This window comes from Trinickia sp. NRRL B-1857, assembly GCF_050470685.1.
In the GTDB taxonomy this organism is placed as follows: domain Bacteria; phylum Pseudomonadota; class Gammaproteobacteria; order Burkholderiales; family Burkholderiaceae; genus Trinickia.
Genome location: NZ_JBFLUK010000018.1, coordinates 1 through 13133 on the forward strand (window position 1 = coordinate 1; position 13133 = coordinate 13133).

At 63.4% G+C, this 13133-nt stretch carries 6 protein-coding genes, 3 tRNA genes and 6 pseudogenes; 7 read left to right on the forward strand and 8 right to left on the reverse strand.

Annotated features, from left to right (window positions below; all coding sequences use genetic code 11):
- Positions 1-271: 271 nt before the first annotated feature.
- Positions 272-2140: an ABC transporter ATP-binding protein gene (locus tag AB1286_RS32985; RefSeq protein ID WP_430364501.1), complete on the forward strand. Its 1869-nt coding sequence runs from the start codon at positions 272-274 to the stop codon at positions 2138-2140.
- A 103-nt stretch (positions 2141-2243) separates the two neighbouring features.
- On the opposite strand, the gene otsA is transcribed toward AB1286_RS32985, so the two are convergent.
- Both otsA and otsB read right to left on the reverse strand, forming a co-directional pair.
- Entirely contained in the window at positions 2244-3731 is a 1488-nt protein-coding gene (gene otsA, locus AB1286_RS32990; protein ID WP_430364500.1) for an alpha,alpha-trehalose-phosphate synthase (UDP-forming), read from the reverse strand.
- Positions 3728-4480, reverse strand: a complete 753-nt coding sequence (otsB, locus tag AB1286_RS32995) for a trehalose-phosphatase (RefSeq protein ID WP_430364499.1) — start codon at positions 4478-4480, stop codon at positions 3728-3730. Before otsB ends, otsA begins: the two co-directional genes overlap by 4 nt.
- 319 nt (positions 4481-4799) lie before the next feature.
- On the opposite strand from otsB, the gene AB1286_RS33000 reads away from it, so the two are divergent.
- The gene (locus AB1286_RS33000; RefSeq protein ID WP_430364498.1) at positions 4800-5495 is read left to right on the forward strand and encodes an SCO family protein; all 696 of its coding nucleotides are present in this window, start codon (positions 4800-4802) and stop codon (positions 5493-5495) included.
- Positions 5496-5508: 13 nt separating this feature from the next.
- Positions 5509-6405 (forward strand): annotated as a pseudogene (locus tag AB1286_RS33005) (cytochrome c oxidase assembly protein).
- Here the strand turns inward: AB1286_RS33005 and AB1286_RS33010 are convergent.
- Positions 6381-6890: pseudogene (locus tag AB1286_RS33010) on the reverse strand (GNAT family N-acetyltransferase). The pseudogenes AB1286_RS33005 and AB1286_RS33010 sit on opposite strands and share 25 nt — an antisense overlap.
- Positions 6891-7702: 812 nt before the next feature.
- Between AB1286_RS33010 and AB1286_RS33015 the strand changes: the two are divergent.
- Positions 7703-8263: a polysaccharide pyruvyl transferase family protein gene (locus tag AB1286_RS33015; RefSeq protein ID WP_430367421.1), complete on the forward strand. Its 561-nt coding sequence runs from the start codon at positions 7703-7705 to the stop codon at positions 8261-8263.
- Between the two features lie 14 nt (positions 8264-8277).
- Here AB1286_RS33015 and AB1286_RS33020 read toward each other — a convergent pair.
- Positions 8278-9817 (reverse strand): annotated as a pseudogene (locus AB1286_RS33020) (PLP-dependent aminotransferase family protein).
- A 97-nt stretch (positions 9818-9914) separates the two neighbouring features.
- Between AB1286_RS33020 and AB1286_RS33025 the strand changes: the two are divergent.
- The 3 genes and pseudogenes from AB1286_RS33025 (at position 9915) to AB1286_RS33035 (ending at position 11700) form a co-directional block, all read left to right on the forward strand.
- Positions 9915-10552 (forward strand): annotated as a pseudogene (locus tag AB1286_RS33025) (FMN-binding negative transcriptional regulator).
- A gap of 203 nt (positions 10553-10755) precedes the next feature.
- Positions 10756-11142 (forward strand): LysE family translocator, encoded by a 387-nt coding sequence (locus AB1286_RS33030; protein WP_430367422.1) that lies wholly within the window; start codon positions 10756-10758, stop codon positions 11140-11142.
- A 227-nt stretch (positions 11143-11369) separates the two neighbouring features.
- Positions 11370-11700: pseudogene (locus AB1286_RS33035) on the forward strand (antibiotic biosynthesis monooxygenase).
- Positions 11701-11748: 48 nt separating this feature from the next.
- On the opposite strand, the gene AB1286_RS33040 reads toward AB1286_RS33035, so the two are convergent.
- The 4 genes and pseudogenes from AB1286_RS33040 to AB1286_RS33055 form a co-directional block, all read right to left on the reverse strand.
- A tRNA-Cys gene (locus tag AB1286_RS33040) sits at positions 11749-11822 on the reverse strand.
- Positions 11823-11940: 118 nt separating this feature from the next.
- A tRNA-Gly gene (locus tag AB1286_RS33045) sits at positions 11941-12016 on the reverse strand.
- Positions 12017-12080: 64 nt separating this feature from the next.
- A tRNA-Gly gene (locus AB1286_RS33050) sits at positions 12081-12156 on the reverse strand.
- A 138-nt stretch (positions 12157-12294) separates the two neighbouring features.
- Positions 12295-13133, reverse strand: a pseudogene (locus AB1286_RS33055) (gamma-glutamyl-gamma-aminobutyrate hydrolase family protein); the annotation flags it as partial.

The following is a 13133-nucleotide window of genomic DNA, read 5'->3' on the forward strand; positions in this document are numbered from 1 at the left end:
AAATGCCAGTATCCCCGAGGCATTTGGACATAACCGGCTATTGTATCGGAAAATTACGGTTAGCTTCGATCGAGCTTTCGTTCGAGACGCGCACCGAACTTGCTCCATGGAACCGGGACGATGCGCCGCGACAAACCGGCGTTGTGCGTATCCAACGCTTATCGTGAAGCCCCGGGGAAGTTCCGCGGATGTTTACAATGGCGGCGTGCCGCGCCATCTCGTTATTGCTCGAGATTGGCTGCCGGTCCGCCACACGCAGACTATGCTTTTGATGACACTCGCTTCGCGTGCCTCGCACGAACCACAATTGGAACATTTGACCGTCGCCGAACGTAACGCTCGCAACGCCCGGCTTTCGAGCTATGCCGACCGCCCGCTAGCGTTCTTGCTTAGTTACATCCGGCGCCACCCCGTCTCCCATGCGATCGTGCTGGCCAGCGTGTTCGCCGCCGTCGCGTGCGCGCTCGCCTCGCAGTACGCGATCAAGCATCTGATCGACGTGCTCGGCATGGGCCGGCATCACCCCGGCCCGCTCTGGGGGGCGTTCGCGATCCTCGTCGGCCTCATTGCCGCCGACAATTTGCTGTGGCGCATCGGCGGCTGGGTCGCCGCTCACGCGTTCGTCGACGTGACGGGCGACTTGCGGCGCGACCTGTTTCAGTACTTGACGGGCCACTCGCCGACCTACTTCTCCGAACGTCAGCCGGGCACCATCGCCAGTCGCATCACGGCCACCTCGAACGCGGTCTACACGTCCGAGAACACGATGGCGTGGAACGTGCTGCCGCCTTGCATCGCCGTGATCGGCGCGATCGTGATGATCGTCACGGTCAACCCGGTCATGGCCGGCAGCCTCTTGCTGTGCTCGGGCGTCTTGGCCATCGTGCTGTTCAAGCTCGCCGGGCGCGGCTCGTCGCGGCATCACAACTTCGCCACGAAGGCGGCAGCCGTCGACGGCGAACTCGTCGACGTGATCGGCAACATGGGACTCGTGCGCGCCTTCGGCATGACGCTGCGCGAACAGCGCCGCTTCGGCGAAACCGTCAAGGCGGAGATGGATGCGCGCCAGCAAAGCCTGCTCTACCTCGAGCGGCTGCGGCTGTTGCACGCCGTCATCACGGCGCTGCTCTCGGCCGGCTTGCTCGGCTGGGCGCTCTGGCTATGGACACAGGGCCGCGCCACGTCCGGCGACATCGTGCTGACGAGCTCGCTCGGCTTTACGATCTTGCATGGGACCCGCGACCTCGCCGTGGCGCTCGTCGACGTGACGCAACACATCGCGCGGCTCGCCGAGGCGGTCAAGACGCTGCTGCAACCGCACGGGATGCCCGACCGCGAGGACGCGGTGCCGCTCGTCACGCACGGCGGACGCGTCGACTTCGAGGGCGTGACGTTCGCCTACCCCCGCCGCAAACCGATCCTCGATCAATTCGACCTGCATATCGAAGCCGGCCAGCGCGTGGGGCTCGTCGGTAAGTCGGGGGCGGGCAAATCGACCGTCCTCGCGCTGCTGCAACGCTTTTACGACACGCAGGGCGGCTCGATCCAGATCGACGGGCAGGACATCGGCGCCATCACGCAAGAGAGCTTGCGCCATGCGATCGCGCTCGTGCCGCAGGACATCGCGCTCTTTCATCGGACGGTATACGAAAACATCGCCTACGGCCGGCCCGAGGCGACCCGAGAGGAAGTCCATGCCGCCGCTCGCGAAGCACGCTGCACGGATTTCATCGAGGCCATGCCGGAAGGATTCGACACCGTCGTCGGCGACCGCGGCGTGAAGCTGTCGGGCGGCCAGCGTCAGCGGATCGCCATCGCGCGGGCGATTTTGAAGAACGCCCCGATCCTCTTGCTCGACGAAGCCACCTCGGCGCTCGACAGCGCGTCCGAAGAAGCGATTCAGCAGGCACTCGACCGGCTCATGGTCGGACGCACCGTCATCGCGATCGCCCACCGCCTGTCGACGCTGCAAAACTTCGACCGCATTATCGTCATGAGCGCGGGTAAGGTCATCGACGACGGCACGCCCGAAGCGCTGCGCAACCGCCCCGGCATCTACCGCGATCTGCTGGCCAAGCAGCACGGCAAAGCGTTGCTGCCGCACCCCGGCGGGCGCAAGATCGACGAACACGTCGCCTAAGCGCTAAACCAAAGCGGCAGGCGGCTCCAAGGAAAAAGGCCCGGCGTGCGATGCGCCGGGCCTTTTCTTTCGTGCTTAAGTTTTTCGTGCCTACGTTTTGCGCTTAGGCCGCCACGCGCTTGCGAGACGCCTTCGCGCGCGCCGCCGGCGCCTTCTCGCTCGGAGGACTCGCAGCGGGCCGCTTCTCCTGCGCGTGCGCGAGATCGCGTAAAAACGTATCGCGCCACACCGAGACGTTGTTGCTGCGCAATTGGGCAATCATGTCCCGATAGCGCGCGCGCCGGTCGGCAAGCGGCATCGAAAGCGCCTGGGCAAGCGCCTGCGCCATGCCGTCGATGTCGATCGGATTGACGATGAGCGCGCCGGTCAATTCGTCCGCGGCGCCGGCGAAGCGCGATAGCACCAGCACGCCGGGATCGTCGGGGTCTTGAGCGGATACGTATTCCTTCGCGACGAGATTCATCCCGTCGCGCAGCGGCGTGACGTAGCCGACGTGCGACTGCCTAAACAGTGCGGCCAGCACCGACCGCTCGTATTGCCGATGGATATAACGAATCGGCGTCCAATCGAGTTCCGCGAAACGGCCGTTGATGCGCCCGAGCTCCGATTCGAGCCGCAACCGGATGTCTTGGTACGCATGCATGTCGGCCCTCGTCGGCGGCGCGATTTGCACGTACGACACGTTGTTGCGGCAGGCCGGTACCTGATCGAGCAATCGCTCGAACGCTCGGAAGCGCTCGACGAGCCCTTTCGAATAGTCGAGCCGGTCGACGCTCATGATCAGTTTGCGCTCGTGCAGCGTCTGACGCATCATCCGCGCCGACTTGCCGCGCGTACCGGCTTTCGCGAGCTGCGCGATTTCGTCGGGATAGACGCCGATCGGGTAGGCGGCCGCGTGCAGCGAACGCCCGAAGGCCCGCACGCGCGCGGGCGAGCCCGCGACGAACGGCCCAGCCTGCGCGCCGCCCTCGATCTCGCCCCCGGCTTCGTGGACCACGTAGTCGCAGAACGCGCGCACGTCCGCTTGCGTCTGGAAGCCGAGCAGATCGAACGAGCACAACGCCTCGACGAGCGCGCGGTGCGGCGGCACGGCAAGCAACACCTGTGCGGCCGGAAACGGGATATGCAGGAAGAAGCCGATCCGGTTCTTGACCCCGGCCGCGCGCAACGCCTGCGCGAACGGAATCAGATGATAGTCGTGTACCCAGATGACGTCGTCGGCGCGCAGCAGCGGCACGAGTTGCTGCGCCAGCCACGTATTGACGCGCCAGTAACCCTCGAAGTCGTGACCGTCGTATTGAATCAGGTCCGCGCGGTAATGGAACGCAGGCCATAGCGTCGCATTCGAGAAGCCGCGGTAATACTGATCGTAGTCGCGCCGCGCAAGCCCGATCGTCGCGAACGTGACGGGACCTTGCTCGACGAGCTGCAACTGCGGCTGACCCGAGGACACGACCTCCCCGCTCCAGCCGAACCACATGCCGCCGGTTTCCTTCAGCGCGTCGTAGACGCCCACTGCCAAGCCGCCCGCGGCCGGACCGCCCTCCGAGATCGGCGCGACCCGGTTCGAAACGATAATCAGACGGCTCATGATGGACGCTGTGCGGCGGCGACGATATCGGCGAGCCAATCGACGAATGCGCCGACGGATTGCACGCGCGAACGAGCCGACGTCTCGCCCGCACCGACTTTGATCGAGAGACCGCCACGCTCGTTGACGACCGCAAACGCCTTTTCGTCGGTCAAATCGTCGCCCGCGAAGACGGGCGTGCGTCCGACGAACGGCGGCTCATCGAGAAAGGCCGCGAGTGCGCGCCCTTTGTCGACGTTTTTCGGCTTGATTTCAAACACCATCTTGCCGGGCTGCAATACATAGGCATCGGAATGTTCGTCGACGAGGCGTTGCGTCGCCTCGCGCGCCACCGTCTCCGCCAGCGGCGCGTTGCGGAAATGCAGCGCGAGCGCGGCGCCCTTGATCTCGAGCAGCGTACCCGGGTGCGCGTTGACGAGTTCGGCCAGCACGCGCTCCATGCGCAGTAACCGCTCATCGTTAAAGCCGAGCCTGACCGTATCGCCGCTCGCATCGCGCCGCTCGGCGCCATGCAAGCCGGCAATCGGCAAGTCGGGCATGCCGAGGAACGCGTCGATGCTTTCGATGCCGCGGCCCGATACGACCGCCACCGCGCCGCGCGTCAGCCGTCGCAGTTGCGCGAGCGAATCGACGACGGCCGGCGGCACGATCACGCCGTCCGGAGTGGAAGCGAGTTCGACGAGCGTGCCGTCGAAGTCGAAGAAGAACGCCGTCTCGCTCGGAGACAGAAAAGCCGGTAAAGATTGCATCAGCTTAATTCGCGTGACGGTCTTGCGCGGCTCGTAGCCGCGAAAAACCGGAAAAGTTTGCGCATCTTACCGCGCCTGCGTCGCCTTTTCGAGCAAGAGGGCGTCGAAAACGCCGAGTGCCCCCTTTAGGAACGCATCGCGGCTCCCTTCCCCGTATGTTGCCTGGTCCTGCGACATAATGCCTCGCCTGCGGCGGCCATATGCCGCTGTGAACGGTAACTGTTAGTTATTTGCGCTATAGTCGCTCGCTCGCAACCGCCTAGCCCGCGCCGCCCGTCAGGGCCGAGCCGCGGCGCGACGGCCCTCTCTCGAGTCACGCATGCTGCAAAGAGTTCCTCGCGGCGAATCGGCCTTTCTCGCTTTTGCTGCTTTTGCTCACCGCGCCGCGCGCGGCGCCCGGTCCGCACTGCCCGCCCGTGCGCGAATGGTTCGCGCTGCGATCGGCTTGGCCGGTGCCGCGCTGATCGCCGGCTGCTCGCACGATGACGGGCATTGGCAATTGACCGATGTGACGGGGCACCTTCCCGACCTCGCCTTCAAAATGACCGAGAACACGGGTGCGAGCGTGACGGCCGACGCCTATCGGGGCAAAACGACGCTTGTCTATTTCGGTTACACGCACTGCCCGGACGTCTGCCCCGAAACGATGGCCCGGCTCATGCAAGTACTCGAAAAGCTGCCGGCTGCCGACGCGAGCCAAGTACGCATTCTCTTCATCTCGGTCGATCCCGCGCGCGATACGCCGCCAGCGCTCAACGCCTATGTGGCGGCGTTCGACGCTCAGCACATTCGGGGCCTGACGGGCACCGACTCGCAGGTCGAGTCGCTCGCGAAGCGCTATCGTGTCGCCTACCAAATGGAAAAGCGCGATCCGAACGGCAGCTACGAGGTCACGCACAGCTCGGCGGTCTATATCTTCGATCGCGAGGGGCGCGCGCGGCTGCTCGCCACGAGCAGCGATACGCCCGATGCGATTGCGCACGATCTACAGCGCATCGTCGAGCGCGATCGATAACCCGGGAGTCGTGATGAACTTGCTTTATTGGCTCGACCTTGGGAACCGTCGCCGACGGTCGTCATCGCCGTGCTCGCGGCCGCCATCCTCTATATACGCGGCGTCAAGCACGCCCGCGTCTCGCTGCTGCGCCAGATCTCGTCTGGTTCGGGCTCGTCGCGCTCTATATCGCCTTGCATACGCGGCTCGATTATTTCTTCGAGCATGAGTTCTTCATGCATCGGTTGCAGCATCTCGTGCTTCACCACCTCGGACCGTTCTTCATCGCTGTCGTATCCGGGCGCGGCACTGCGCGCCGGCATCCCGTTCAACTGGCGCCGCCGTTTCGGACCTGCCGTGCGCACGCAGCCGATGCGCGCGGTGCTGAACGTCGTGTTCCATCCCGTCGTCGCCGTCGTGGCTCTTCGTGGGGCTCATCTACTTTTGGCTGCTCTCGCCGATCCACTTCAAGGCGATGCTCGATTGGCGGCTCTATCGGATCATGAACTGGAGCATGGTGATCGACGGCCTGCTCTTCTGGTGGCTCGTACTCGACCCGCGCCCGGCGCCGCCCGCGCGCTTGGCACCGGGACGACGGATCATGATCGTCGTCGCGGCGATCCCGCCGCAAATCGTCCTCGGCGCACTGATCTTCTTTACGCCGCGCGAGCTTTATCCGATCTATTCGATTTGCGGGCGTGCGTTCACTTGGATCAGTCCGATTCGCGATCAGCAGATCGGCGGCCTGCTGCTATGGATTCCCGGATCGATGATGAGCGTGTTCGGTGCGCTCATTGCCCTGCGGCACTGGATGCGGCTGTCGGCACGCGAACGGCTGATCGAGGAGCGCCGTAGCGAAACGCCGCCGCGGCCCGTCCGTCGGCGCCTGTCCAAGCGCATTGAGACTCAAACGGAACGCATCCAGATGTGAGGGATGCCATCGTCGTCGTGGATCTCGGAGACCGGCTCGAACCGAATGCGCCATAAAACATTTGCAGATGCGCCTGGGCGTGCAGCTTGATCGCCGCCTCGGGCCATTGCGCGACGATGTGTTTGAGCGCATGCGCCAGCAGCGCGCTACCATCCCGATGCGACGGAATGCAGACGTCGTCAGCACGCGGCCGATGCGAACATCGGTATCCGTCGCATCCGGCAACAACACGCGGAGATAGCCGGCCAGCTGCGGGCCCTTCGCCCCATCTTGGGCGGTGTCCCCCGCGTCGCCGCGCGAGTAGGCAAACAAGTGCAGGCATCTTTATCGAGTCCATCGACATCGTTATAGACACATTGCTGCTCGACGACAAATACGGCGTTGCGTGCCTCGAGCATGTCGTACGCTTCGTCGGCCGTTAGATCGGCAAACGGTTTCCAGCGCCATTCCAGCGATGCGTGTGGATCTTGATCGACGTCGGCCATGGGCAACCCCCGGGGAAGTGGAACGGACGATTATCCCGCGACGGCGCGGACAATGCCAAGCCAGTGATCGCCCGTCGAAGCGCGTACGATGCTGACGACCGAGCACCCGATGCCGCGACGGCCGGTGCGCCTACCCGCTAGAGGCAAGCCCATGGCAAGACGCGACGAGCGACACGCCGATCGAGACGATCCTCTTCGGCGCCTTCGATCGGCACAACTTCGGCGATCTGCTGTTCCCTGCACGTTGTGGCAGCCATGCTGCCGGAGCGGCGTCTTCGGTTCGCGGGCCTGCTCGAACGCGATCTGCGCCCCTTCGGCGGCCACCTCGTCGAAGCGATCGCAAAGCAAGCCGCTTCGCGCGATGTTCGTCCATTCGACATCGTTCCCGTCGGCGGCGAGTTGCTGACTTGCGATGCGTGGGGAAGCGGCCGTGATGCTGGCCCCGACCCGAAACCGCGTACGCGCGACGATCGACGCTCAGCCGGCTTGGGCGCGCGATCCGGCCGGATGGCTCGCGCGAATTTCGGCCTGCCGGCTCGGGCGCCGATGTGCTGTCGAAAGCGGATTTTCCCTGCGCACGCCGGGTGCTCTTCAATGCGATCGGCGGCGTCGACCTCGCGCCAGCGCGATTCGCGGATGCGGGCCGATCTCGTTAGCGCGCTTCACGATGCCGATGACGTCACGGTGCGCGACGCGACGACTCAATGCCTGCTCGAAGCCGAAGGCATTGCGACGCGACGCCTGCCCGATCCCGCCGTAATGATTGCCGAGCTGTCGGCGACATCGTCGCCGAACATGCAGCATCGGAAGCGGTGTCATCCGTCCGCGACACGTGCCCGAACGGCTATCTCGCCATTCAGTTCAGCGCCGACTTCGGCGACGACCGCACGCTCGACGAAATCGCGAGAGGCTTGGACCTTGCAGCCGCGTCGCACGGTTTGGGCGTCGTATTCTTCCGCGCAGGTATCGCACCGTGCATGACACAATGGAGACGTACGACCGCGCTCGAAAACGGATGCGAACGCCGTCCCGTATCGCTTATGACTTCGCCGAACGTCTGGGATATCTGCGCCGTCATTGCCGGCAGCCGCGCCTACTGCGGAAGCAGCCTTCACGGCAGCATCGTGGCCGCGGCGTTTTCCGTGCCGCACGTCAATCTTCGCATCCCGCGCGAGCTCGACGCAAAGCAAGCAAACGGCGTTCGCGAGCACATGGAGGACAGCGATTGGCCCGGTGAAGTTGGCGTGGAGCAGATTGCGCAAGGCATCGAGAAGGCACTGCGGATCGATAGCACGCGCCTGGCGTTCACCGCACGGAGGCTTGTCGCCGAGTACCGTGCCGGATTCGCGCACGTCGTCGCCCTGACCGCCTGACGTGCCGCCGGGCACTACCGCAAATATCGCTTCGCCGCATCGACGATGACGGCGCTCAGACGCCGCGCCGCCTCCACCATCTGTTCATGCCCGAACCCTCCGAAGCCGAGCACCAGGCCGGGCCGCGCGGTACCCGGCGAGAACATCGGCGAAACGGCGCGCACCGACACCCCGGCGCTCACCGCCGCCGCGGCCACGAACCGATCGTCGATCTTCGGCGCGAGCCACAACACGAGATGCATGCCTTGGTCGCCCGGCTCGACCCATGCTAGGTCGTCCGGCAGCAGCGCGCCGAGCGTTTCGATCAGTTTGGCGCGATAGGCCGCGTAGACGTTGCGGACCCGGCGAACGTGACGCTCCAGATGCCCTTCGGCCAAAAAGGCGGCGAGCACGTATTGATCGGCGTTGGGCGGATGACGATCCATCAGCACGCGCGCCCCGCAAAACGCATCGACCAGCGCATCGGGGACGATCGCGTAGCCCAAGCGCAACGACGGAAACAGAATCTTGCTGAACGTGCCGAGATACACGACCCGTTCCGGCTCGAGTCCTTGCAACGACGGAAATGGGTAACCCTGGTATCGCAACTCGCTGTCGTAGTCGTCCTCTACGATCCAGGCATGGCGGGGTCCGCGCCCACTCGAGCAAGGCACTACGGCGCGCCATGCTCATCGGCATCCCCAACGGATATTGATGCGACGGCGTCACGAACGCGGCGCGAGCGTGCGGTCCCATTGCCATCCCAGCTTCGACATCGATGCCTTCCGCATCCACCGGAACGCGAACCATCGTCTCGCGATGGCCCGTACTCTCGAGCACGGCCGTCACCCCGCGATAGGCCGGGTTTTCCGCCCAAACTTGATCGTGCGGCGCCAATAAGACCTGACTTGCCAGATACAGGCCTTGCTGCGTGCCGCTCGTCACGATGACCTGTCCCGGTTCGCAGCGCACGGAGCGTGACATGCGAACGTAATGAGCGATCGCCTCGCGCAGCGGGCCGCGCACCGAGCGGATCGCCGTACCCCGCCGGCGCGCCGGGGCCCTTCGCGCGCACCTTATTGCCGAGCTTGCGCCAGACGTCGGCGGGCGCCGTTAAATCCATGGGAACCGAGACAGCGAACGGTACGGGAGCAAGCGGCCTGAATTCGGCGGCGATCCGCGCGAACGACGCGGCCGGCTCGGGAAGGCCGGGATGCCCTTCGCGTTCGCTCGCACCGCGCGGCTTGCTCGAGCGCGGCGATTCGGCTCGATGCGGTCCCGGCAATGTCGGCGCGACACAGGTACCGAACCCGGCTTGGCGATCAAAAAAACCTTCGGCAATGAGCTGTTCATACGCGCCGAGCACCGTACCGCGCGAGACGTCGAGCGCGGCCGCCAACAACCGTGTGGAGGGTAATGCGTCGCCGGCTCGAAGCTCCCCCTTGCGCACCGCCTCGCGCAATGCCCGCATCACCTGGCGACTGAGGTTTCCGCTGCGGGGTTCAATGTGCCGAGAGAAGGAATGTCGGCGACCCGTGCCTGTCCTCGCCATGATTCTGGTCCACAAAAATCAATCCAAATTGGACCTACAGGATAAGCCAGTTCTCTTCCACAATTCGGATAGCTCATCCGACGCGCCGACGTCTGCCACCCGTTGCCCTAGAGAACCACCATGTATATCCCAGCCGATTTCAACGAGCCTCGCATCGACGTTTTGCATTCGCGCATCGCGCAACATCCGTTCGGAACGCTCGTCACCCATGGCAAGAGCGGCTTGGACGCGAATCACATCCCGTTCGAACTGGACCCGCAAGCAGGCGAGTTCGGCGTATTGCACGCGCATGTCGCGCGGGCCAACCCGGTATGGCAGGACGTCGCCGATGGCGAAACGGTCTTGGTCGTCTTCCAGGCCGGCGATGCCTATATCTCGCCGAACTGGTACCCGACCAAACAGGTGGCGCACCGCAAGTGCCGACATGGAATTACATGGTGGTTCACGCCCACGGGCGCAATCACGATTCGCGACGACGAAAATTCGTCCGCGGTCTAGTCGCGCGGCTCACGCGCACGCACGAAGCCTCGCAAGCTCAGCCGTGGAAGATGGGGGATGCGCCGAGCGACTACATCGAAACGATGTTGCGCCAGATCGTCGGCCTCGAAATCGAGATCACTCGCTTGGTCGGTAAAAGCAAGCTCGGTCAGAACAAAGACGTACGCGACATTCAAGGCGCCGGCGAAGCGCTGCGTGCGAGCAACCAGTTTCAAATCGGCGACGCGATGCTCGCCGAGGCCGCGCGCAAGCAAAAGTAGCCCGGTCCGATTCGCGCGACTGGCCCGGTCAAACTTGGGAAAATTGGTCATGGCGACGGCGCCCAGTCGGCAACAATCGTGTTTCGCCCTCAACTTCATGAGCCATTATGTCCGGCACCACTTTCTTTTCGGCCAATCTACTGCTCGCCTACGCCGCGTATTTCGTCGGTACGGCAAGCCCTGGGCCGAGCAACCTCGCCATCATGTCGATCGCTGCTCATCATGGACGCAAGGCAGCGCTCGCCTTCGCCGCGGGCGTTATTTCAGGCTCGATGTTTTGGGCTAGCGTCGCGACCTTGGGAATCTCGGCGGCCTTGATCGCCTATTCGCATTTTTATCGTCGCATCAAAATCTTCGCGGCGTCTATCTCTTATGGCTCGCCTTTTAAATCGGGACGTACGGCGCTTTCGGCATCGGTCGCCGCTTCGTCGAATAACGATCGGCCCGCTACGCTGAAGGGACTTTATACGAAAGGCGTCTTGCTGCATTTGACGAATCCAAAGCAATCTTGGTGTGGGTGTCGATCGTGGCGCTCTCGTCGAATAGCGCGGGGGCCACGCACGGTGCCGTTATCCCGGGCTGCGCAATGATCGGCACACTCGTCTTCAGCGGATACGCGATGCTGTTTTCGATCGAATCGGCTCGGCGTATTTACAAGCGCACGCGCCGCGTGTTAGAAGGCTGCCTCGCTGTCGTTTTGGAATCGCGGGCGTGCGCTTCTCGCGTGGTCCTCGACTTAACTCGCGCCATAAAATGGGCGACCCTTAAACGATATTTTTTGACTAGGGCGGCATACCGCCCTTCAATCCTATCGCCCATGTACTCTTCAACCTTTATTTTCCGAGCCGGCCGGTACGACGAGGATTCCCATCGCCTTGACCAACGCATTGCCGAAGTCGCGCGAACCATTCCGGTTATTTAGGCGAAGAGACTTGGAAAATACACAGAGCGGGCTCATTCAGAATATTTACTACTGGGAGACGGAGCAGGCGCTGCTGGAATTGATTCACCACCCTTCGCATCAGGAAGCCAAATCGCAGCAATCGCGTTGGCTCGACGGCTATCGCGTCGTGATCGCAAAGGTCATGCGCGAGTATGGGGATGGTGCGCTGGCGATGTATAGCGCCGCCGCAAACGAAAAACACTGACGGAAAAAGAAAAACCCTGACGAGCATACGCTGGTCAGGGTTTCAATTTGGAGGCGCGAGCCGGAGTCGAACCGGCCTACACGGCTTTGCAGGCCGCTGCATAACCGCTTTGCTATCGCGCCAAAAGCGGATTCACCGGAGTATCGACGCCGCGCGAACGCGCAACGTTCCGGCTGATCGATTTAGCAACCCTGACAACAGGCAGCCAAATAAAAAGGGAAGCTTAGCTTCCCCCTTAACTGGAGCGGGAGACGAGTCTCGAACTCGCGACCTCAACCTTGGCAAGGTTGCGCTCTACCAACTGAGCTACTCCCGCGTATCCTACCTACTACTTCGCGCCATCTCAATCAATTACTTCGCATGAGATAACGCATCGAAACTGGAGCGGGAGACGAGTCTCGAACTCGCGACCTCAACCTTGGCAAGGTTGCGCTCTACCAACTGAGCTACTCCCGCAGTTTGCTGCTTTTTGCTTCATCCGACTCGCTCGCTAACCGCGTGCATCGGAGAAGCGAGATTATGTATAAAGCGCTGAAACGTGTCAACACTTTTTGCATCGACCGCGATGGAGGGCCACTGAGGGGCCCTCCATCGTTAGAACCGGGTCTCGCGCGACGCACGCAAGAACGTGTCCAACAGCGGCGTGCAGTCGAGCAGTTCGGGCCCGCCCGCTCGATGAAATTCGGGGTGCCATTGCACGCCCACGACGAACGGCGCCCGCCGGTAGCGAACCGCCTCGATGAGTCCATCGTTCGCGGAAACGGCTTCGATATTCAGATCGCGGCCGAGCGTCCTCACGCTTGGTGATGGATCGAGTTGACCACGGCTTCGCGCCGTCCCGGGAACATGCTCGCGAGCGTCGAGCCGTCCGGGAAGCGCACCGAGTGCCGATGCTGATCGTAGAACTCGCTCACATGCACGCCGGCCGTCGGAACTCGGTGGCAATGTCTTGGTAGAGCGTGCCGCCGAACGCGACATTGATCAGTTGGCAACCTCGGCAGATGCCGAGCACGGGCTTGCCCGATTCGATGAACTCGTAGAGCAGCTCCAGTTCGTACATATCGCGCACTCGATCGCCGGGCCACTCTGGCCGCATGGTCGCTCGCCGCGTAAGTTTGCGGCGAAACGTCCGCGCCGCCTTGTAGCAGCAGGCCGTCGAGGTGCTTGGCGTAATCGCGCAAGCGAATGTTGCTCGGATGGAGCATGCCTTGATGACCGACGGTCGGAATCATGAACACCATGACATCGCGCGACATGACCCAGTGCGCGACGGATTCCTCGAGGTATTGCAGCGTTTTGCCGCGCAGCCCGCGCGCGCCGGGTTCCGGATGGAAAATCCGCGCCGACACGCCGATACGCAGCGTGCGCTGCGTGATGCGCTGCCCGCCCGGTCGAACAGCTGCCGGGCCCGGGCCGCAATGGTTCGCCCGAAT